This window comes from Paramixta manurensis, assembly GCF_013285385.1.
In the GTDB taxonomy this organism is placed as follows: Bacteria; Pseudomonadota; Gammaproteobacteria; order Enterobacterales; family Enterobacteriaceae; genus Paramixta; species Paramixta manurensis.
Genome location: NZ_CP054212.1, coordinates 448,877 through 471,437, shown reverse-complemented (window position 1 = coordinate 471,437; position 22,561 = coordinate 448,877). Strand labels below are relative to the sequence as shown.

General features: G+C 51.6%; 20 protein-coding genes and 1 pseudogene. 12 read left to right on the top strand and 9 right to left on the bottom strand.

Translation table 11 applies throughout. The features are described 5' to 3' along the window. Positions 1 to 64 precede the first annotated feature (64 nt). The 7 genes from yhdP to csrD all read right to left on the bottom strand — a co-directional run bounded on the left by yhdP (position 65) and on the right by csrD (position 10,914). The gene (gene yhdP, locus PMPD1_RS02305) at positions 65 to 3,862 is read right to left on the bottom strand and encodes an AsmA2 domain-containing protein YhdP (RefSeq protein ID WP_173632523.1); all 3,798 of its coding nucleotides are present in this window, start codon (positions 3,860 to 3,862) and stop codon (positions 65 to 67) included. A gap of 104 nt (positions 3,863 to 3,966) precedes the next feature. Further along, entirely contained in the window at positions 3,967 to 5,436 is a 1,470-nt protein-coding gene (gene rng, locus PMPD1_RS02300) for a ribonuclease G (RefSeq protein WP_173632522.1), read from the bottom strand. Beyond that, positions 5,426 to 6,019 carry a Maf family protein gene (locus PMPD1_RS02295; RefSeq protein WP_173632521.1) on the bottom strand — a complete coding sequence of 198 codons (594 nt, stop codon included), beginning with the start codon at positions 6,017 to 6,019 and terminating at the stop codon, positions 5,426 to 5,428. Before PMPD1_RS02295 ends, rng begins: the two co-directional genes overlap by 11 nt. Before the next feature lie 8 nt (positions 6,020 to 6,027). Further along, on the bottom strand, positions 6,028 to 6,516 hold the full coding sequence (gene mreD, locus PMPD1_RS02290) for a rod shape-determining protein MreD (protein ID WP_173632520.1): 489 nt from the start codon (positions 6,514 to 6,516) through the stop codon (positions 6,028 to 6,030). Further along, on the bottom strand, positions 6,513 to 7,529 hold the full coding sequence (mreC, locus tag PMPD1_RS02285; protein ID WP_173632519.1) for a rod shape-determining protein MreC: 1,017 nt from the start codon (positions 7,527 to 7,529) through the stop codon (positions 6,513 to 6,515). The genes mreD and mreC overlap by 4 nt, the downstream gene beginning before the upstream one ends. 73 nt (positions 7,530 to 7,602) lie before the next feature. After that, complete coding sequence (gene mreB / locus PMPD1_RS02280) at positions 7,603 to 8,646, bottom strand: rod shape-determining protein MreB (protein WP_003855260.1); 1,044 nt, start codon at positions 8,644 to 8,646, stop codon at positions 7,603 to 7,605. A gap of 318 nt (positions 8,647 to 8,964) precedes the next feature. Beyond that, complete coding sequence (gene csrD / locus PMPD1_RS02275; RefSeq protein ID WP_173632518.1) at positions 8,965 to 10,914, bottom strand: RNase E specificity factor CsrD; 1,950 nt, start codon at positions 10,912 to 10,914, stop codon at positions 8,965 to 8,967. Between the two features lie 235 nt (positions 10,915 to 11,149). Here csrD and acuI point away from each other — a divergent pair, with 235 nt between their 5' ends. The 12 genes from acuI (at position 11,150) to fis (ending at position 21,539) form a co-directional block, all read left to right on the top strand. After that, positions 11,150 to 12,127: an acrylyl-CoA reductase (NADPH) gene (acuI, locus tag PMPD1_RS02270; protein ID WP_173632517.1), complete on the top strand. Its 978-nt coding sequence runs from the start codon at positions 11,150 to 11,152 to the stop codon at positions 12,125 to 12,127. Between the two features lie 106 nt (positions 12,128 to 12,233). Further along, on the top strand, positions 12,234 to 13,238 hold the full coding sequence (gene msrP / locus PMPD1_RS02265; RefSeq protein ID WP_173632516.1) for a protein-methionine-sulfoxide reductase catalytic subunit MsrP: 1,005 nt from the start codon (positions 12,234 to 12,236) through the stop codon (positions 13,236 to 13,238). Between the two features lie 6 nt (positions 13,239 to 13,244). Further along, positions 13,245 to 13,847, top strand: coding sequence for a protein-methionine-sulfoxide reductase heme-binding subunit MsrQ (gene msrQ, locus PMPD1_RS02260; protein WP_173636084.1), 603 nt, complete (start codon positions 13,245 to 13,247; stop codon positions 13,845 to 13,847). A 236-nt stretch (positions 13,848 to 14,083) separates the two neighbouring features. After that, positions 14,084 to 14,536, top strand: a complete 453-nt coding sequence (gene aroQ / locus PMPD1_RS02255) for a type II 3-dehydroquinate dehydratase (RefSeq protein WP_173632515.1) — start codon at positions 14,084 to 14,086, stop codon at positions 14,534 to 14,536. 21 nt (positions 14,537 to 14,557) lie between these two features. Further along, positions 14,558 to 15,028 carry an acetyl-CoA carboxylase biotin carboxyl carrier protein gene (accB, locus tag PMPD1_RS02250; protein WP_173632514.1) on the top strand — a complete coding sequence of 157 codons (471 nt, stop codon included), beginning with the start codon at positions 14,558 to 14,560 and terminating at the stop codon, positions 15,026 to 15,028. 11 nt (positions 15,029 to 15,039) lie between these two features. Beyond that, complete coding sequence (accC, locus tag PMPD1_RS02245) at positions 15,040 to 16,389, top strand: acetyl-CoA carboxylase biotin carboxylase subunit (protein WP_173632513.1); 1,350 nt, start codon at positions 15,040 to 15,042, stop codon at positions 16,387 to 16,389. A gap of 83 nt (positions 16,390 to 16,472) precedes the next feature. Then, positions 16,473 to 16,703, top strand: coding sequence for a YhdT family protein (locus PMPD1_RS02240; RefSeq protein WP_173632512.1), 231 nt, complete (start codon positions 16,473 to 16,475; stop codon positions 16,701 to 16,703). A 1-nt stretch (position 16,704) separates the two neighbouring features. Then, entirely contained in the window at positions 16,705 to 18,153 is a 1,449-nt protein-coding gene (gene panF, locus PMPD1_RS02235; RefSeq protein ID WP_173632511.1) for a sodium/pantothenate symporter, read from the top strand. Positions 18,154 to 18,170: 17 nt separating this feature from the next. Beyond that, a complete protein-coding gene (gene prmA / locus PMPD1_RS02230) occupies positions 18,171 to 19,055 on the top strand; it encodes a 50S ribosomal protein L11 methyltransferase (protein ID WP_173632510.1) in 885 nt (294 codons plus the stop codon). Between the two features lie 153 nt (positions 19,056 to 19,208). Continuing rightward, on the top strand, positions 19,209 to 19,946 hold the full coding sequence (locus PMPD1_RS02225; RefSeq protein ID WP_173632509.1) for a carbonic anhydrase: 738 nt from the start codon (positions 19,209 to 19,211) through the stop codon (positions 19,944 to 19,946). A 306-nt stretch (positions 19,947 to 20,252) separates the two neighbouring features. Continuing rightward, positions 20,253 to 21,218, top strand: a complete 966-nt coding sequence (gene dusB, locus PMPD1_RS02220) for a tRNA dihydrouridine synthase DusB (protein WP_173636083.1) — start codon at positions 20,253 to 20,255, stop codon at positions 21,216 to 21,218. Positions 21,219 to 21,242: 24 nt separating this feature from the next. Continuing rightward, complete coding sequence (gene fis / locus PMPD1_RS02215; RefSeq protein WP_000462905.1) at positions 21,243 to 21,539, top strand: DNA-binding transcriptional regulator Fis; 297 nt, start codon at positions 21,243 to 21,245, stop codon at positions 21,537 to 21,539. A gap of 139 nt (positions 21,540 to 21,678) precedes the next feature. Here fis and PMPD1_RS02210 read toward each other — a convergent pair whose 3' ends face one another. Together PMPD1_RS02210 and PMPD1_RS02205 are read right to left on the bottom strand one after the other, a co-directional pair. Next, a complete protein-coding gene (locus PMPD1_RS02210) occupies positions 21,679 to 21,987 on the bottom strand; it encodes a DUF3892 domain-containing protein (protein WP_173632508.1) in 309 nt (102 codons plus the stop codon). Between the two features lie 128 nt (positions 21,988 to 22,115). Then, positions 22,116 to 22,334 (bottom strand): annotated as a pseudogene (locus PMPD1_RS02205) (phage major capsid protein); the annotation flags it as partial. Between the last annotated feature and the right edge of the window lie 227 nt (positions 22,335 to 22,561).

Genomic DNA, 22,561 nt, shown 5'->3' with positions numbered 1-22,561 from the left:
CGTTTCTCACTCGTTGTGTGACAATATGGTTATAGCCTGCGGCAATTCAGCAGCGCCGTCAAATTCACTTCGCGCTCTTTTCACGCGGCTTTCGCAGCACTTCGTTAATTTGCGGCTTATCAATTGGCCCGCTGATGTGGTAACGCAACACCGAAATCTTGTTCCACAACGGCCCTAAGACTTTACTGGCAGCAAACACCGCTGCGCCAACCACCGGGTTAACCACAAAAGCGGCGGCAACCCCAACGGTGGCGGAAATCTCCGGCGCCACCACCGCTTCCATATCAATCTGGCGGCTAACCAAATCGACCTTGCCCTGCATGGCAATGTCCGCCTCTAGCCCATCAACCAGTAGATTATCGGTACGCATCACACCGTTCTGTATCCAAGCGGTGCCATTGATCGAGTCGAAATAGAAACCGTCGCCAAAGGTATCGCTGAAGTCGAGACGCAGCTTACGCAACAAGGCATCAAAACTGACCAAGCGTAAAAGTTGCCCGGCACGGCCGGTGTTCACATCAGCGATTTGCCCTTTACCAAAATGGGTTTTTAACACTCCGCTCAGCGAATCCACGGAAGGCTGCCAGGGTGCGGCGCGCCAATGCAGGTCATAATCAAGATCAAATGGCGCATCGCGCAGTGGCGTATTAACGCCGAACCAGTTGGTCGCGTTATTGATATTGCTGCCTTTTAATCGGCCTTTAAGTGAAGTACGGCGATCGCCGGGGCGGTTTACCCACTCGCCATTGACCGTTAAACGCGAGCTGCCGGTATCTACCAAACCGTTAGTGAGTACTAACACATCATTGCGTGGAGTAATATCCGCACGCATACGACCGAATTTTTGCCCACGTAGCCAGCACTCATCACAGGTAAGCTGTAGCGCAGGCCAACGACTGAAATTAATATCGGAAGCATCCTGCGGTAACGGTGAGGCACCCGCGCTACCGGTTGGCCACTGCGGGTTGTAATAGAGTTGGGCGATATGCCCCTGCCACGGGCCGCTTTTCGGCATCGTTAGACTACCGTTAATTTCACGTCCTTTTAGCGTCACCTCATTTCTTCCCGCGACGCCCTGACTCAGCACCGCGTCTAAGTCATGCCACTGCTGTCCCGCCAAGGTCAATGCCGGTGTACGTAAGGTGATATTTCCCGGGAAAGAAACCCCGCCCGTTTTGCCCGGACCTCCGCCCGCGAACAACCCCAGCCAGGCACCTCCGTCGAGCGGCGGCAGGTTTAACACCATTCCGCTCTGGTTGGGCAGCGTCGGCGTGGTTTTCGCATCATTTACCCAAATACCGCGATCCAACCGCAACTGTTTTTCCAGTAGCCAGCGGCTATTAAACCGGTGCTGTTTCGCAATTGAACCGCTCAAATCAAAGTGCTTAAGATCGCCTTTGGCATTTACCACAACAGGCACCGCACGGCCTGCGGTTTTATCTAATGGCGGAGGTAAGTGACTGCTTACTTTCTGTAAATCACCCTGCACATCAACGCTATATTGCGCGCTACCTTTGTACGGTAAAGTAATCGCGACATTCCCTTTCCAGGGCACATTTCCATCCACTTTTTTGGCAATTGCGGCCGGTAACCTGTCCAACTTCGCCAACTGCCAGTCACCCTGTAGATTTACGCCTATTTGATAGTCATTCGGGTTTTGCTGGGTATTGAACGTCACGCCGACCGGCTGATTAAACCAACGGGCTTGCAAGGCATCACTGGTTAAATTGCCGTTGCGGTAATGGAAACGTCCGTTGAGTTGTTTGAGCGTGGTGTTCAACGGTTTGATAAACAATTCGTTATTGTTAAGCTGCACGTCACCGCTGGCCACCACTTTCTCACCATCCAACGGAATATCCAGATTGAGATGCCCCTCGGTTTTATTGCTGAGTTGTAACTCTTGCAACGCGGCGCCTAGCGTGGATTTCAGTGGCGTTTGCTCAAAATAATTGCCGATGTCGCGCCCTTCTCCACTGATATCGCCATCTATAATCAGCTTTTCTTTCACATAATCAGGAATAACCGCATGGATATTATTCGCTTGCACATTGCCCAGCATTGCCTGCCGCGCATTCATCCATAACCCATCGTTCATAAAATCCAGATCGATATCCAGATTATTAATCGCTGGCCATTTTGGCTGGAAAGCGAAGGTAGAATGTCGTAACGGTACCGACACTTCAAACATGCCGTCGTTATGTTTAAACGGGAACAGTTTCGGGTTACCGGCAAACAGTAAGGTTGCGTTTTCAACCTCTCCGCCCTGAATCGCCGCGCTGAGATAGTTGGTTAGCGCTTTACCCATTAAGGGTTCAGGAAAATAACGCCAGGCATTACCCGCATCGGCCACATTGATACCGGCCAGAATATCTAAACGCGGCGCCTGTCCCTTAGACTGACTAAAACTAAAATCGCCGCGGGCACGCAAAGAAAGGGCTTTGATATCCAGTTGTTTCCCGACTAGCTTCAGTGCATCCTGGTTGTACTGCCAGTCAAGCGTTCCGGTGGCCTGTTCAACCTCCAACGGCGCCCGGAACATGTCGCCATACGGCAGCGTTGCGTCGCTGACATTGAGATCGAGCCGCCCCTGCGCTACGCCTCCCGAAAGACGCCCGTTAAAGTGTTCCATGCCCGGTAGCAGTTTCCAGTGTTGCCAGCTCAGATCTTGCCACTGCGCCAGGAAACGCGTTTGCTCCGGTTGTTTGAGCGGTACATCCACCGCTAACGCCTGAATAACGCCACGCGGACGTAGCGCACGCCAGTTTTCCTGTAACGTCGGCGATAACCGGGCAAACAGCGAAACCAGCGGCTCCAGATGTTGTAAATCTAACTGTGACGCCCGAACCCGTAACTCCTCATTATGGTCTGGCCCCGGCAAAATGCCGTTTTCCGGCTGCCATAACAGAGAAAAATGCCCATTCGGCCATGCGCTGCCATCGGTACGTAGGCGGGTTTGCGGCACACTCACAGCCCAGCCGCTATTAAAGCGCGCCACATGTGCCGTTAAGTTATCCACCTCAAGACGATGCGCCTGTTGATTTTCACCTTGCCAACTGGCACCGCCTTTTTTCAGCCAAATATCGCCGTCATACACTTCGCCTTCTTTTAAATTGACCCACGCCGAGAGGCTAAACCGGGCACGTTGCAGTGTGGTGTTATCGTGCATCCAGCGTCCCAGCCAGGGTTTGACATCCACATCATCGGCACGCATCCAGATACGCCCGTCATTTAACAACCCTTTCTCATCGCTGAGATCTAAGCGCACCTGCACCACACCGTGCTGCCCGGTTAAGCTGGAGAGGCTAACCTCGCCCTCAGCCCGATGGCGCGTTTTCTCATTTAGCCAAGTGAGTTGCGGGATGGCCAACTCCGCTCGCTGACCAGAAGGCGTTAGAAAACTGATCCGGCTATCGCGTAGATCAAAATGGTCAAACTGCCGGAGGAAGAGATCGTTAAGTTGCCCGGCTTTGAAGGTATTGTTTTGCTTATCGGCGTCAATAAACGGCGTGCGGGAATTGAGATCGAGTTGCCAAAAGGTCAGATCGCGAAATTGCCAGCGAGCGTGTAACAAAGATTGCCAAACATCCAGCGCCAGTGTCACGCGCTCAATTTTTAACTGGCCGCCATCGCTAAGAGCGATATTCACATCGCGCGCATCCAGCGTTGGGCCAAAATTTTCCCAACGTCCGCGCAACGCGCTGGCTTTCACCGGCAAACCGCTGACGGAAGACACGGTATCAAGTATTGAGGCACGGTACGAATCCATATGCGGCATCAACAACCGCAAAGCGCTGACCAGTAGCGCGACAATGACAATCAACGTCGCACCAGTGATTAACAGGATCCTCGGCAGTAGCCTCACACACCTCTCCTTGCCTTCCGCATCAAAATTAGCCAGCGAAATCTCTTTTTTAGCGCATTATGAAAGCGAAATGGCTAAAAGACGCCCATTTTTATCAACAAATCCTACATCATTACGACGTCAAACTGCTCTTGCGTGTAAAGCGGCTCAACTTGTACTTTGACCTGTTTACCGACAAAAATTTCCACTTCAGCCAGCGCATGCGATTCTTCGCTTTTTAATGCATCGCCAACTGCCGGTGATACGTAAACCAGGAACCGGTCAGAGTCATAAGCATGATGCACCCGCACAATTTCACGCATGATTTCATAACAAACGGTTTCCACTGTCTTCAGCGTGCCGCGTCCTTTACAAGCCGGACAATCCTGACATAGCACATGTTCAATACTTTCACGGGTGCGCTTGCGGGTCATTTCAACCAGGCCTAACGCCGAGAAGCCATTAATGCCAGTTTTTACCCGGTCTTTACTCAGTGCGGTTTCCAGTGAATGCAAGACGCGTCGGCGATGTTCTTCATTACTCATATCGATAAAGTCGATAATAATGATGCCGCCCAGATTACGCAGCCGTAGCTGACGGGCTATCGCTTGCGTGGCCTCAATATTGGTATTGAAGATAGTCTCGTCGAGGTTACGATGACCGACAAATGCGCCCGTATTAATATCAATGGTGGTCATCGCTTCAGTTTGGTCGATAATTAAGTAACCGCCTGATTTTAATTCAACTTTTCTATCCAGTGAGCGTTGAATTTCATTTTCCACATCGTATAAATCAAAAATAGGCTGTTTACCGCTGTAATGCTCCAGTTTCGCGGTCATCTCCGGGATATATTCCGCAGTAAACTCTAGCAACAACTCATAGGTCAGACGCGAATCCACCCGGATACGATCTAGCGCCGCGCCGGCAAAATCACGCAATATACGCTGCGCCAGCGCCAGTTCACCGTACAACCGGCAGCGGGTTTGATTGCGTTTTTTACGCTCGGTGACTTTGGTCCACAGACGTTTCAAGAAGGCCGCATCCTGCGCCAGCTCTTCCTCGCCAATGCCTTCTGCGGCAGTTCGAATGATAAACCCGCCAAGCTCATCGCAATAGTCAGCCACCACAGCTTTCAGGCGCTCACGTTCTTTTTCACTTTCAATACGTTGTGATACACCAACATGCGAGGCGCCAGGCATAAACACCAGGTAGCGGGAAGGAAGCGTAATATCGGTGGTCAACCGCGCGCCTTTGGTACCCAGCGGATCTTTCACCACTTGCACCATTAAATCCTGCCCCTGACGTACCAGTTCGGCAATATCGCGTACGCTGAAGTTTTTCTGTTCTTCTCCCGCCACGCACTCGGTGTGCGGCATGATATCGGAGGCGTGCAAAAACGCCGCTTTATCGAGGCCAATATCAACAAATGCCGCTTGCATCCCCGGCAATACACGGCTTACTCGCCCTTTGTAGATGTTGCCGACGATGCCACGCCGCGCCTCACGCTCAATATGAATCTCTTGTAAAATTCCACCGTCAATATACGCAACGCGCGTCTCCGACGGAGTAACGTTAACCAATAATTCAGCCGTCATCTTGACCTCTCACCTCACGCAACGATTGAAAGTGGCTGAATAACTCTCCGGTTTCAACCAGCGGTAATCCGACCACGGCGTGATAACTCCCATTAATCTTTCTGACAAAATTTCCGCCAGTGCCCTGAATCCCATACGCACCGGCTTTATCCATTGGTTCACCGCTGGCGACATAGCGCGCAATATCCTCTGAGGTGAGGGTACGGAAGGTCACCTCAGTGGTCACCAGACAATCTAACTGATGATTTCTATCCGCCAGAGTGACCGCCGTCATGACCTGATGCGTCTGACCAGAGAGTTTTGCCAACATGGCGGCGGCATGGCGTTCATCGCGGGGTTTTTCCAGAATTTCGCCGTTAAGCACCACAATAGTATCCGCTCCCAGCACCGGCAAATCCTGCGGCGCTCGCGCCACGCCTGCCTGCGCTTTCTCATTTGCCAGCCGCCGCACGTAGTGCTCTGCCGTTTCGCCATCACGGCGCTGTTCTTCTACCTCAGTGGTAATAAGCTCGAAACGCAGGCCAAGCTGAGTTAACAGTTCACGTCGACGCGGTGAACCGGAAGCAAGATAGAGGGATAACATAATCGTCCTTATTGAACTGCGAACTGACGGCGAATTTTTCTCATTAGTAAGAATAGCCAGGGCCACAAAATGCCGTCGATGATGCTACTCCAAAAAATTTCCGGCCTGAATGAGACATTAATCACCAGGAATTCAGCCCAGAAAACAATCACATCCATTGCTAACGATAACACCATAACCATTAAAGCCTGCTGCCACAACGCAAGGTTACGGAAAAGCTGAAATTTGAATGCGACCAGGTAGGCAACAATACTCAGCGCCAGCGCGCGCACGCCCAGCGTTGAGCCGGAGATAAGATCCATAATCGCACCGAGCAGAAAGCCCGTGCCAACGTTCACCCGATGCGGTAATGCTAAAACCCAATAGATGAGAATCAGCAGCAACCACGATGGCCGAAACATATAGATCTGTTCCGGCCACGGCATAATTTGCAGCACCAGGGCGACGAGGAAAGAGAGCCAGATCACCCATCGACCATGACTGCGGTAGCTACTCAAGGCTGGCCTCCACGGGCAGGCGACGCCGGCGCGCCATTACTTGCTGGCGCGGTCCCCCCCGTAGGATCGGCAGAGGGCGGTGCCGGCGGCCCCATTTCACCCGCTGGGGGTAAAACTTGCGGCATCATCTGCATCAGGCGTTCGTTGGCGACCCGGTGAACTTCGTCCGGCGCCATTGGCATTGCACCGTTACGATCGGCCCCCCACAGCAATAACAAATAACGCAGGCGTTGCAACCCGGCGGTTGGACGAGCCTGAATGACGGTATAGGCACGCTGAGTGTCCACTTTCACCGACGAGACCACCGCAACCGGATACCCTTCCGGGAAACGACCGCCGAGCCCGGAAGTGACCAACACATCTCCCACGCGAATATCGGTGTTCCCTGGCAAATGCTCCAGTTGAAGATCTTCGGTACAGCCATTACCTGCCGCGATAACCCGAATGTCATTACGCAGCACCTGTATCGGTAAAGCGTGCGAAGCGTCGCATATCAGCAACACCCGGCTGGAAACTTTGCCCACCGCGATAACCTGCCCAACCACGCCTTTATCGCTAATCACCGGCTGGCCTTCATAGACACCGTTAAGGCTGCCTTTATCAATCACCACCTGATCGGTGTACGGGTCGGTACCGGTAGAGATCACGCGCGTGACCATTTTGTGCTCATCCTGACGTAACGGCGAGCCAAGTAACTCACGTAGGCGCGCGTTTTCCTGCTTATACTGGCCCAGCATCAACAGTTCGCTATTTTTCAGAAAGAGTTCACGATGTAACGCTGTGTTTTCCCGCTCAAGCTGCTGGCGAGAAGCCAGAGAATCAGAAATGCTGTCCAGAACGCGTTGCGGCCCATCGGACAGAAAATAGAATGGGCTAACCGCGGTGTCCATATAGTTGCGGATCCGGGTGAATGACCCCATATGACTGTCGGCAACAATAATGCCAATCGCCACAATAACCGCCAAAAAAAGGCGTAGTTGCAGGGATGGCCCCCTGCTAAAAATCGGCTTCATAAACTCTGCGTATTCCTCGACAACAAGAAAAGGGAGTGATGGTTTTGCCAAACACTCCCTTGTCTCAGGCAGATTATTCTTCGCTGAACAAATCGCCGCCGTGCATGTCGATCATTTCCAACGCTTTACCGCCCCCGCGCGCAACGCAGGTTAGCGGATCTTCTGCCACCACAACCGGAATCCCGGTCTCTTCCATCAGCAAACGATCCAGGTTGCGTAACAACGCTCCCCCACCGGTAAGCACCATACCGCGTTCCGAAATGTCCGACGCCAACTCTGGCGGGCACTGTTCCAGCGCCACCATTACCGCGCTCACGATACCGGTCAACGGCTCCTGCAACGCTTCAAGGATTTCGTTAGAATTAAGAGTGAAACCGCGCGGTACACCTTCCGCCAGATTACGACCGCGAACTTCAATTTCGCGAACTTCATCGCCCGGATAAGCGGAACCGATCTCATGTTTAATACGTTCAGCGGTGGCTTCACCAATCAACGAACCATAGTTACGGCGCACATAGTTAATAATAGCTTCATCAAAACGATCGCCGCCAATACGGACAGACGAGGAGTAAACCACGCCGTTGAGCGAGATAACCGCGACTTCGGTAGTGCCGCCGCCAATATCTACCACCATGGAACCGGTCGCTTCAGAAACCGGCAGCCCTGCGCCAATCGCAGCGGCCATCGGCTCTTCAATTAAGAACACTTCACGTGCGCCAGCGCCTTGCGCCGATTCACGAATCGCGCGGCGCTCAACCTGCGTGGCGCCCACGGGCACGCACACCAGCACACGCGGACTGGGGCGCATAAAACTGTTGCTGTGAACCTGCTTGATAAAATGCTGCAGCATTTTCTCGGTCACAAAAAAATCGGCAATCACGCCATCTTTCATCGGGCGAATAGCGGCAATATTACCCGGCGTACGGCCAAGCATCTGCTTAGCGTCATGACCGACAGCCGCTACGCTTTTAGGGGAACCGGCACGATCCTGGCGGATAGCCACGACAGAGGGCTCATTCAGTACAATGCCCTGTCCCTTCACATAAATCAGGGTATTCGCGGTACCCAGATCAATGGACAAGTCGTTGGAAAACATGCCACGAAATTTTTTAAACATACTAAAGGATAATCCTGCAAGCTGGGGGCGGAAAATAAAATCCGCCTACTTTACCAACCACACGAAGCAGCTACAAGGCGCAAAAACGTTCTACTTCGGTGAAAAATTGCGCTATCACGCGCTTGTTGCGAAGCCACAAAAGCGAAGCAACAAGATTCCGCCTAAAAATCGGCTACAAACCGGCAAATTTGGCTGGTAAGCGGATATAACTGTCATAAATTTTAACATTTTCTGTATTACATCGGCTGACCGAGGTAAAACCGCTGCCGGCACCACCACCGCGCGGCCATTCTACGTGAAATCACCGCCAACGGCAGGTTAAACGCGCACTCTTTGCGAATATTTTTTCACATTGCTGTTAACGGGTTGTGAGGCCGCTAAAAAGTCACCCTGACCGCCGCCAATCCCCAACTCCGACAACGTCAACCACTCGGCTTTGCTGCGCACGCCAGTGGCGAACACCCGGGCGGGCGTGGTTTTACACACCTCAAGCAAACTTTTTACAAACAGTTGGTTCTCGGTACGGCGATCAATATTACGCACCAATCCGGGATGCAACTTAATCATCTCGACGCCAGGCTGCATAACGTAGCTGGTACTCACCACCGTGAGCCCAGCCTGATTTATCGCCACGCGACAACCAAAGCCATGCAGCAAACGAAACACCGCTGACAAACGATTGATGTGTTGACACACATCTGCTTCAGCAAGTTCAAATAAAAAGCGTTTTCTTTGCGATTTAGTGCATTGCAGCAACATATCGCGTAGCCAGCTCAAGAAAGAGCGCTGTAATAATGAGTCAACCATCACCGGCAGGGCTAGCGTTTCCTGCGGCCAGGCGTGTGATAAGGCGATAATTCGCGAAACCATCTGCCGGTCCCAAGCTTCGGCCAGACCCAGTTGTTGAACCAATGGCGTAAACTCGGCGGCTAACAGCTCTTTTTCGCCATCAAAGATACGCGCCATGATTTCACGATGGTGGACCGCGCCATCTCGCATGATTGCGGGTTTCTGGTATAGCCTTGGCCCGCCGCGATTCAGGGTATTTTCCAGCAGTGTGCGCCATTTTACGCTACCGCGCCCATTATCATTTTCACTGCCATCGCCAACCGACCAACTATTTCCGCCCTGCAACGTTGCATGGCGTGTGGCTAACTCTACATTTTCCATCACCTGCTGCGTACTCTGCCCGCTACGCCAGGGAGTAATACCAATATGAATCATATCCTGACGATCTAACATTTGCGTAGGCGGCAGCGAATCAACGGCGTTAATCAATTGCGCGGCAATGCTGCCCGCATCCTTTAAGGTGCGATGGGGTAGTAACACGGTGAAGTCGCTACGGAAGTAGCGTGCCAATAACGCGCCGGGATAACGCATCACAAATGTCGAGAGCATATTAACTAAGGCGAACAAATAATCCTGCACCGCAGGATGCCCCCAGCGTTCACGTAACAGATCAAAATCGGGCAGGCGGATCATCATCACCACACCGTGCGCCCCGGCATTTTCCGCGTCCTCCATCAGGGTGGCTAACTGGTTATCGAAGAACAGTCGGTTATTCAAGCCGGTTTTGGCATCCTGAGCTGCGAAAGCACGGATTAAGGTATCCAGACGGATGCGTTGCTCACTGGCGGCTTGTAAATCCCCCAGCAACAAATCAAGCGCACTACTGGCTTTTGGTGGCCACTCATGAATTGAACCTCGCCCAACGCTGGCGCGCTCTCCGGTAATAACCTTTTCCGCACGCGCCTCAAGGCTCTCCATTCCACGCAGTTGTCGATAGAGCCAACGGTGAGTCAATAGCATCAAAACCGCCATGACCAGTACCACCAATAGCACCACGGCAACCGTCGACGCGCCAATATAGGAGCGAAACCAAGTGTTGGCCGGGTCAAGCAATACGATATGAACGCTGAGTTCCGGATGGTGTAGCAATTTAACATGGTAGTCGCGAAAGCGATTGGGTACGTCATCGATTAATGCATTCTGGTGACGCGACAATGTAAATAGGGTGCTGTTTTGGTCAACAATATCCAGTTTCTCAATGCCAAGCGGCGGCATGACTTTGGTTAGCCACGGAGTTAACTGATCAAGGGGCTGCTGAATTAAAGCCTGATCGATACCCGTGGCCAGCGTCTGCACGCGCTGCCCCACATGTTCACGATTCAGGTAAAAGAAACTAAACGCACAACCGACTAGCATTAAGAGTATTGCCAGTGCGCTGAATAAACCGATAAACGCAGAAAGTTTGGTCGTTAATCGCATCCCTGTGCCTTTTAACTGCGGTTATGAAAACGTCATTAACGTTCAAAAGCGTAGCGCCAAATTGTTAATGACCGCGAAAGAGCATGATGCTTCGGGCTGAAACACCACTAGCAGGCAAAATAACATACCCCATCGGGTAATTATTTGCTGTTAGTCAGATCGCAATAGATTTTGGCGAGTATAGTCGCTAAAGACGTTTTTTATCCGCACACCTTCTCAATTTCAGGAGATTCCCATGCAGGCATTGGTGCTTGAACAACACGAGGGCAAAACACAGGCAGCCGTCAAGGCTCTTGATAGCGCGGCCTTACCGGCAGGAAATGTTACCGTAGATGTAAGCTGGTCTGGCATCAACTATAAGGATGCATTAGCCATTACGGGCAAAGGTAAAATTATTCGCCAGTTCCCGATGGTGCCGGGTATCGATTTTGCCGGAACCATACACCACAGCGAAGATCCGCGCTTTCATGTCGGACAATCGGTTCTTTTAACCGGCTGGGGCGTGGGGGAAAGCCACTGGGGCGGCTTAGCGCAACAGGCTCGCGTCAATGGTGACTGGCTGGTGCCGATGCCGGAAGGGTTGGATGCCCGTAAAGCAATGATTATCGGCACTGCCGGTCTGACCGCGATGCTTTGTGTCATGGCGCTGGAAGACGGCGGCCTCACGCCCGCTAGCGGCGAGGTGCTGGTTACCGGTGCCAGCGGCGGCGTAGGAAGCACCGCCGTAACGTTGCTCTCGGCGCTCGGCTACCGTGTGGCGGCCGTGAGCGGGCGCGAAAGCACCCATAGCTTGCTGAAACAGTTGGGCGCAACCACCCTTCTTTCTCGTGATGAATTTACCCAAGAAACACGCCCGTTAGAGAAACAGCAATGGGCCGGCGCGATTGATACCGTCGGCGACAAAGTATTGGCGAGCGTGTTGGCGCGCATAAACTATTCCGGCGTGGTCGCCGCGTGTGGTTTGGCGGGCGGCTTCGCGTTACCTACCACCGTAATGCCATTTATTTTACGCAATGTCCGCCTACAGGGTGTTGACTCAGTCAGCGTAACGACGGCGCGTCGTATCGAAGCCTGGAAGCGATTGGTGAAAACGCTGCCCGCGAGCTTTTATCAACAGGTCACACGTGAAGTTCCACTGACCGGCGCCATTGAAGCCGCGCAAAAGTTGCTACGTAATGAAAACACCGGTCGAACTTTAGTAAAAATAGCGTAAGTTATCGGTAGTGCGAAGATGCATAATCTGAACCCCGGTTTTTCGGCGGTCTCTTCGACGTGAGAGGATGTATTCATGCCTGAAAACGTGCCAGAGGATACAGTGAATGAAGCCCGTCAATAAGCTGACCGAAGCAGACGTAACGCCGGAAAGCATCTTCAATCAACAGCGCCGGGAAATTATCAAAAACTTAGGTCTGAGCGCGGCGGCCTTGTCATTACCCACCGTCGCGCACGCCGATCTCCTCTCCTGGTTTAAAGGGAATGACCGCCCTCCTGCGCCGCCTGGCCCACCCCTGCATTACAGTAAACCGGCACAATGGCAGGCGAAGCTTACCCTTACTCCAGAAAATAAGGTTGCCGGCTATAACAACTTCTATGAGTTCGGCCAAGACAAAGCCGATCCGGCAGCGAATGCCAGTAGCCTGAAAACCACCGACTGGAAAATCCAGATTGATGGTGAAGTGGCCAAACCGCTGACGCTGGATATGGATGATATTTTTAAGCGTTTCCCGATGGAACAGCGTATTTATCGGATGCGTTGCGTCGAAGCCTGGTCGATGGTGATCCCGTGGGTAGGGTTTGAGTTGGGTAAACTACTGACACTCGCACAACCCACCAGCAACGCGCGGTTTGTCGCTTTTCAAACCCTGTATGCTCCCGACCAAATGCCCGGCCAGCAGGATCGTTTTATCGGCGGCGGCCTTCACTATCCCTACGTCGAAGGGTTACGCCTGGATGAGGCGATGAACCCGCTAACCTTATTGAGTACCGGCGTGTACGGTAAAGGGTTACCGCCACAAAATGGTGCGCCAATCCGCCTGACGGTGCCGTGGAAGTATGGCTTCAAAGGCATTAAATCGATTGTAAAAATTACGCTCACCCATAATCAACCTCCCACCACCTGGAATCAATCTGCGCCGAATGAGTATGGATTTTTCGCCAACGTGAATCCACATGTCGATCATCCGCGCTGGTCACAGGCGACGGAACGATTTATTGGCCCCAGCGGTATTTTAGACGTTAAACGCCAGCCAACCTTACTCTTCAATGGTTATGCCGAACAGGTTGCGTCGCTCTATCACGGGCTTGATTTACGGGAGAATTATTGAGTGCGGCTGCGATTAAGCGCAAAACAGGTCACTTTATTAAAGGGACTGTTACATTTAGCGGGTTTTCTTCCTTTATTGTGGATGCTGTTTGCCATCAGCCACGGCGGGTTTAGCGCCGATCCAGCGAAAGACATTCAGCATTTTACCGGCCGAATGGCGCTAAAATTCCTGCTCGGCACCCTCTTGGTTACCCCGCTGGCACGTTACGGTAAACAGCCTTTGTTGATCCGAACGCGGCGGCTGCTTGGTTTGTGGTGTTTTGCCTGGGCAACGCTGCACTTAATTAGCTACTCGGTGCTGGAACTGGGGATCAGTAACCTCAATTTACTGGGTTCAGAACTGCTTTCACGCCCCTACCTCACGCTGGGTATCATCAGTTGGCTGCTCTTGCTGGCATTAGCAATAACCTCCCTCCAGAAACTACAGCGCCAGATGGGCAGCCGCTGGCAGAAACTGCACAACTTTATCTATCTGGTTGCCATTTTGGCACCGATTCACTACCTTTGGTCAGTGAAAATTTTGTCACCGCAACCCATAATTTATGCTCTGATTGCCGCGTTATTGTTGCTTTGGCGCTACAAAAAATATCTAAAATGGTTCGCCAAATAGCCCCCGATTCTGTGTTCTGGCCCGCATATCTTGCAAACAACAACAGGCTAACCCTGCCCTCACGTTGATAAACTTCGCAGATAAGACCAGTATTTAGCTGCGAATTGCAACGAAATGGTTATAATGCCCGGCTTCAATTGCGTAGTGATGTCCATTTTACTCCTGAAGGGGTGACAAATGGACTTTCGCAAGGTATTTTACGCGTTGCCTCGATTATTGCAGGAGATAGCAGCAAGATGGCGCATAATTTTCACATTCTGCTTTTGAATGGTCCCAACCTTAACCTTCTCGGCACGCGTGAGCCTGAGAAGTATGGCAAGACCACGCTCACGGAGATCGTAAATTCTCTGTCGGCGGAAGCGGATGCGCTGCACGTAAAGCTAAGCCATCTCCAGTCTAATGCTGAATATGCTTTGATTGATCGCATTCACGAGGCGAAAGGCAATGTCGATTATATCGTCATCAACCCGGCGGCATTTACCCACACCAGCGTGGCGCTCCGCGATGCGCTGCTGGCGGTGAGCATCCCTTTTATTGAAGTGCATCTCTCCAACGTACATGCCCGTGAACCCTTTCGTCATCACTCATATCTTTCTGATATTTCTGCCGGCGTGATCTGTGGACTTGGCGTCGACGGTTATTCCTGGGCTTTACAGACGGCGGTAAAACGCTTGTCAAATTCAAATTAAACAGAGTACGGAACCACACTCATGGATATTCGTAAAATTAAAAAACTGATCGAACTGGTTGAAGAATCCGGTATCGCTGAACTGGAAATTTCTGAAGGCGAAGAGTCAGTTCGTATCAGTCGTGCACCTGCCAATATGGGTTACCCGGTTATGCAGCAGGCTTATGCCGCGCCGGTACCCCAGCCGCAGCCTGCGCTGGCCACCGCTGTCGCACCTGCGCCAGCGCCGGTTGCCGAAGCGTCTGCCCCTGAGCTGAGCGGTCATATCGTTCGTTCGCCAATGGTCGGTACTTTCTATCGTACGCCAAGCCCGGATGCGAAAGCATTTGTGGAAGTCGGTCAGAAAGTCAACGCTGGCGATACTCTGTGCATCGTTGAAGCAATGAAAATGATGAACCAGATCGAAGCCGATAAATCCGGTGTCGTGAAAGCGATCCTGGTCGAAAGCGGTCAACCGGTTGAATTTGACGAGCCGCTGGTCGTCATCGAATAACGAGGCGAACCATGCTGGATAAAATTGTAATTGCTAACCGTGGTGAGATTGCGCTGCGCATTTTGCGTGCCTGTAAAGAGCTGGGCATCAAAACCGTCGCGGTACACTCCACCGCGGATCGCGACCTGAAACACGTACTGCTGGCGGATGAGACGGTTTGTATCGGTCCGGCGCAGTCGGTAAAAAGCTACCTGAATATTCCCGCGCTAATTTCCGCTGCGGAAATTACCGGCGCGGTGGCGATTCACCCAGGCTACGGTTTCTTGTCTGAGAATGCGGACTTCGCCGAGCAGGTTGAACGTTCCGGCTTTATTTTTATCGGCCCGAAAGCAGATACCATTCGTCTAATGGGCGATAAAGTTTCCGCTATCAATGCGATGAAAAAAGCGGGTGTTCCTTGCGTACCCGGTTCCGATGGCCCGCTTAATGATGATATGGAAAAGAACCGCGCTTTCGCTAAGCGCATTGGTTATCCGGTCATCATCAAGGCTTCCGGCGGCGGCGGCGGGCGTGGTATGCGCGTCGTGCGCAGTGATAAAGACCTGGAACAATCCATCAACATGACGCGGGCGGAAGCAAAAGCAGCTTTCAACAACGACATGGTGTACATGGAGAAGTACCTGGAAAACCCACGCCATATCGAAGTTCAGGTATTGGCGGATGGTCAGGGCAACGCCATCTATCTGGCGGAGCGTGATTGCTCAATGCAACGCCGCCATCAGAAAGTGGTCGAGGAAGCCCCGGCACCAGGTATCACGGCAGAATTACGTCGCTATATCGGCGAGCGTTGTTCTAAAGCCTGTATCGAAATCGGCTATCGCGGCGCCGGGACTTTTGAGTTCCTGTACGAAAACGGCGAGTTTTATTTCATTGAAATGAACACCCGTATTCAGGTTGAACATCCGGTTACCGAGATGATCACCGGTGTGGATTTGATCAAAGAGCAGTTGCGTATTGCCGCCGGTCAGCCTCTGTCGATCAAACAAGAAGAAGTGACCATCAAGGGCCATGCGGTTGAATGCCGTATCAACGCCGAAGATCCAAATACGTTCCTGCCGAGCCCGGGTAAAATTACCCGTTTTCATGCGCCGGGCGGGTTTGGCGTACGTTGGGAATCGCATATTTATGCGGGTTATACCGTGCCGCCTTACTACGACTCCATGATCGGCAAGCTGATCACTTACGGTGAAAATCGTGATGTGGCGATTGCGCGCATGAGAAACGCGCTGGCGGAACTGATTGTTGATGGTATTAAGACTAACGTCGAACTGCAGATGAAAATCATGTCCGACGAAAACTTCCAGCACGGTGGAACCAATATCCACTATCTGGAGAAGAAACTCGGGCTGCAAGAGAAGTAATCTTCGCCGCGAGTAACGCTTAAGGCCGGTTTTTCCGGCCTTTTGCCTTTCTGGCTCACGGCGTAAACCGTTAAGGTCAAATTATGGATACGCGTTTTCTTCAGGCGCATAAAGAGGCGCGTTGGTCGCTCTTTCTCGCCATCGCCTGGCTGGTCGTGTGGGCAGGTAGCGCCTGGCTGGGTGGGAACACTCCGGGCGTAACAGGTTTACCACGCTGGTTTGAACTTTCCTGCCTGTTTGCGCCACTGCTGTTTATTGTTCTCTGCTGGCTTATGATTCGCCTCTTATTCCGCGACATCTCACTGGAGGATTAACATGGAAACCGACGTTATTCTGCCGTTGTTAGGCTATCTGGTGTTGGTTGCCTTTCTCTCTGTGTATGCAATGCGCAAACGCCGTAGCGGCAGCTTCCTGCAAGAATATTTTCTCGGCAGCCGCTCTATGGGCGGCTTCGTACTGGCGATGACGCTGACCACCACCTATATTAGCGCCAGTTCATTTATTGGCGGCCCCGGCGCCGCCTACAAATATGGTTTAGGTTGGGTCTTGCTGGCGATGGTCCAAGTGCCAACCGTGTGGCTCTCGTTAGGTGTGTTAGGCAAGAAGTTCGCTATTCTGGCCCGGCGCTATAACGCGGTTACACTCAACGACATGCTCTACGCGCGTTATCGCAGCCCGCTGCTGGTTTGGCTGGCCAGCCTGGCCTTGCTGGTCGCCTTTATCGGCGCCATGACAGTACAATTTGTTGGCGGCGCGCGCCTGCTGGAAACAGCCGCCGGGATCCCGTATAGCACCGGGCTATTAATTTTTGGCGGCACCATCGCGCTCTATACCGCCTTTGGCGGCTTCCGCGCCAGCGTATTGAATGACGCGATGCAAGGTCTGGTGATGTTGATCGGCACCTTCTTACTGCTATTTGCGGTGATCCATGCCGCAGGCGGTATGCATGCCGCCGTAACAAAACTACAGCAAATCGATCCACGGCTGATTTCGCCACAGGGCGTCGATAATATTATTAACCCCACCTTTCTCGCTTCATTTTCAGTACTGGTCTGCTTCGGCGTCATCGGCCTGCCGCATACCGCGGTACGTTGCATCTCTTATAAAGACAGCAAAGCCGTGCATCGCGGCATGATTATCGGCACCATTGTGTTAGCGGTACTGATGCTGGGAATGCATTTAGCGGGCGCATTAGGGCGGGCCATTCTGCCTAACCTTACCGTACCGGACCTGGTGATCCCAACACTGATGATCACCGTGCTGCCACCGTTCGCCGCCGGGATCTTTCTCGCCGCGCCAATGGCGGCGATCATGTCGACCATCAACGCTCAACTTTTGCAATCTTCCGCTACCATCGTCAAAGATCTCTATCTGCGCTTACAGCCGCAACAGATCGATAATGAGGCGCGGTTACGTCATTTTTCCGGTCTGGTCACCTTGATCCTTGGATTGTTACTATTGCTCGCCGCGTGGAATCCACCGGATATGATTATTTGGCTCAACCTGCTGGCATTCGGTGGCTTAGAGGCGGTGTTCCTCTGGCCGCTGGTGTTAGGGTTGTATTGGGAACGTGCCAATGCGGCCGGCGCCTTAAGCGGAATGATCGTTGGCGCGGCGGTATATACTTTATTGGCCAGTTTAAATGTGCAGGTCGCGGGCTTCCATCCGATTGTCCCGGCTCTGCTCATCAGTCTGATCGCCTTTATTATTGGTAACCAGTTTGAGCGCTCGCCGGCTTCACCACACGACGCGTCAACCCTGTAGAAACAAAGAGAATTGCTATGCCTTGGATACAAATCAAGATCAATACCACTGGCGCTCATGCTGAAGAGCTGGGCGATGCGTTAATCGAACAGGGGGCGGTGTCGGTCACCTTCCAGGATACGCATGACACACCGGTATTTGAGCCGCTGCCCGGCGAAACACGTTTATGGGGCGATACCGATGTCATTGGCTTGTTTGATGCGGAAACCGAGATGCGTGAAGTTGTCGCCGGCTTGCAATACCATCCGCTATTGGGCGAGGGGTTTCGTCACAAGATTGAGCAGATCGAAGATAAAGATTGGGAACGCGAATGGATGGAGAATTTTCATCCGATGCGTTTTGGCAAGCGTCTCTGGATCTGCCCAAGCTGGCGCGATGTCCCGGATCCCAACGCGGTAAATGTGATGCTCGACCCCGGCCTGGCGTTCGGTACCGGTACTCATCCGACTACCGCACTTTGCCTGGCCTGGCTGGACGGCCTCGATCTCGAAGGTAAAACGGTGATCGATTTCGGCTGCGGTTCTGGGATCTTGGCGATTGCGGCCCTGAAACTTGGCGCGGCGCAGGCCATTGGGATTGATATCGATCCGCAAGCGATCCAGGCTAGCCGTGATAATGCTCAGCGTAACGGCGTTGACGATCGCCTGTCGCTCTATCTGCCACATCAACAGCCTGCCAACCTTAGCGCTGATGTCGTGGTCGCCAATATTCTTGCCGGCCCTCTGCGTGAATTAGCGCCGTTGATTCGCGTGCTGCCGAAAAATGGCGGTCATCTCGGGCTTTCCGGCATTTTAGCCAGCCAGGCAGAAAGCGTCTGCGAAGCATACGCCGAGGCTTTTATTCTCGACCCGGTGGAAGAGAAAGAAGAGTGGTGCCGCATTACTGGTCTTCGCGGCGCTTAGTTACCCTTACTGTTTATCAATTATCCTTACTATTAATAGTAGTAATATTTACGCGTATTAGTAACTGTCGTTATAATCAAGCCCTGAAATAAGGTTATTTCAGGGCCTATACAGTACGTGTAGAGTCATCACTAACTCATTATGTAATGGATTATGAAAGCAAAAAATCTGGTCGCCGTGGTACTCTCTCTTTTTGCCCCGTTCACGCTCGCTAAGCCGTCAACCCACTGGTCATATGAAGGTCAAGGCTCACCCGAACACTGGGGCGATCTCAACGCCAGTTGGGAAATGTGTAAAAACGGCCAATTCCAATCACCCATTGATATTCGCCAGCCGGTGAATGGCAACCTTCCCGCGCTGGAAATTAATCTGCACACCAAAAGCCAGTCTATCGTCAATAATGGTCATACTGTTCAAATCGTCGTCGATGATGACGATGATTTTATGCTTGATAACCAAGCGTATCATCTCAAACAGTTTCATTTTCATACGCCAAGCGAAAACCGTATTGAGGGGCAGACTTTTCCACTCGAAGCGCACTTTGTTCATGCCAACCAAAACGGCGAATTAGCGGTAGTGGCAGTTATGTTTACTGAAGGGGCGGAAAATCCGGCAATCACCGCCATTCTCAATAACCTACCGGCCAAGTTAAACGACGTTAAAGCGCTACAAAAACCGCTTAACCTCAGCGCGCTTTTCCCGGCGGATAAACACTATTATCGTTATAGCGGTTCGCTAACCACGCCGCCCTGCAGCGAAGGGGTAACCTGGCTGGTGATGCGCAATAACGTTACGTTATCGCCCTCACAGCTCAGCATGTTCGTTAATGCGCTAAAGCACGCCAATAATCGCCCACTGCAACCCTTGCATGGTCGGATCATTGTTGAATAATGATTCGGCGCGTTACACCGTTATTCACTACATAAAGCGCTATCAGAGCGTCACATGTCTCGTTAATCACGGCATGTGACGTCTTTTATGTTGCTTTGGCGTTAACAATGAAAGAAAAATTTTTGTATACAATTTCATCGTTATTTTTTAACCCTTTGTATAGAAAGGTAAAATGGCCGATACGGTGGCCCTGAGCTGATTTTCATTGATCTATGATGATGAATTGTTCAAAGTTTGGCCTTTCATCTTCGTTAAAAAATGCGTAATATACGCCGCCTTGCGAACAGATATGGTCACTTCTTTTTCATGCGCATTGGACAACACCAGCTTCGTAATCGACTGATAGCAGCGCCGATGGCCGGCATTACCGACAGGCCTTTCAGGACGCTCTGTTACGAGATGGGAGCCGGGATGACCGTGTCGGAGATGTTGTCGTCAAACCCGGAAGTGTGGGCGAGCGATAAGTCCCGTTTGCGTATGGTTCATAGTGACGAACCCGGAATTCGCGCCGTGCAAATTGCCGGTTGCGATCCTGATGAGATGGCGCAAGCCGCACGGATAAACGTGGTATCCGGCGCTCAAGTCATTGATATCAACATGGGTTGCCCGGCCAAAAAAGTTAATCGCAAGATGGCAGGCTCAGCATTATTACAATACCCGGATTTGGTGAAGTCTATCCTCTCCGCGGTAGTGAATGCGGTTGATGTTCCTGTCACCTTAAAGATTCGCACTGGCTGGGATACGGAAAATCGCAATTGCGTAGAGATTGCCCAATTGGCTGAACGCTGCGGTATTCAGGCTTTGACCATTCATGGCCGTACGCGCGCCTGTTTGTTCAACGGCGAAGCTGAGTACAACAGTATTCGGACAGTTAAGCAGAACGTTTCCATTCCGGTTATCGCGAACGGAGACATTACTGACCCGCATAAAGCCAGAGCGGTGCTCGACTATACGGGGGCTGATGCCCTGATGATAGGCCGTGCTGCTCAGGGAAGACCGTGGATCTTCCGGGAAATCCAGCATTATCTGGACACTGGGGAGCTGCTGGCGCCGATGCCGCTGGCAGAAGTTAAGCGCTTGCTTATCGAGCACATACGGCAACTGCACGACTTTTATGGTCAACGCAAGGGATACCGTATTGCACGAAAGCACGTCTCTTGGTATCTCCAGGAGCACGCCCCGAACGACCAGTTTCGGCGCACATTCAACGCCATTGAGGATGCCAGCGAACAGCTGGAGGCGTTGGAGGCATACTTCGAAAAACTTGCGTAAACGAAATAAAGAGCTGACAGAACTATGTTCGAACAACGCGTAAATTCTGACGTACTAACCGTTTCTACCGTTAACTCACAGGATCAGGTTACCCAAAAACCACTGCGTGATTCGGTCAAACAGGCACTGAAGAACTATTTTGCTCAATTGAACGGTCAGGATGTGAATGACCTGTATGAGCTGGTACTGGCTGAAGTAGAGCAGCCTTTGTTGGACATGGTGATGCAATACACCCGTGGCAACCAAACTCGTGCGGCCCTGATGATGGGTATCAACCGTGGTACGCTGCGTAAGAAACTCAAAAAATACGGCATGAACTGATAACCGTCAGTTAACTTGTTGTTTAATAAGGCGCTAACCGACATGGGAAGCGCCTTTTTTATTAATGTTTATACAGCTTTGGCTGAAAAAAAAGCACCAGAACAATTCTGATGCTTTATGCTTTTAGTAACCAAAGTGTCTAGTACTCAGGAAGGTTTTCTAAGTTATCCTTGGATGTGCCATTAGGTCTAGTAGTAATGTAATCAGTCCCGTTAACACGGTCCTTGACCACTTTTTGACCTTTCTTCCACTTACCGTCATCACCGTTGAAAATGGTGTAAAACGTATAGCCGCTATCGATCTTATTCACTACCCACTGCCGTGTTTCTGATGTCCCTCCTCCAACGGCGTCTCCATTATCGACGTGCACATACACATGGGTAATGTGAGTGTGTTTATCGTTATACCGGACTTTAGAAATAAGGTAATCAGCCCATTTATCAGTCATATTTCACCAGAAGTTTGAACAGGAAAAGCCCTGCAATACACTTATAAACAACAAAACAGACTCTTCCTATTCCATGACGGCAATGTGGTGATCTAGAGCAATTTATATTCCTGATAATCTCAAGATAATTCCGCTGGCTTGCCTGACTGATTACGTTCTTCATCGGCCAGTGCCTCAAGGCGGGTAATATCAGTATCAAGGGATTCGGCTTGGGCGCGCAGTTCATCAAACTGTTTGCCCTCATCGGCGTTCAAATTACGTTTTTCCTCAGTGGCTTTATTCATGACGGAACGCATCTGGGTTTTGAAGGCGATTTTCTCCTGGTGGAGTTCAAGCGATTTTTTCATCTCGTGATTTCTCGTGTCAGTAAGTGTTGAGACGTGAAACCAGCGTTGAATGGGGTGGCCGTCTGGAAAGGAAGCCCATGTCAAGGTAAGGAAACCAAACAGCCAGCTGCGGCACACGCCTGAGTGCCACTACTCAAGATATACATGAAAAATACAAAGAAAACCCTCATCAGAGATAGGGGCAATCACGAGTAAACATGAGTACGAATAATCTACAAAATTATTTA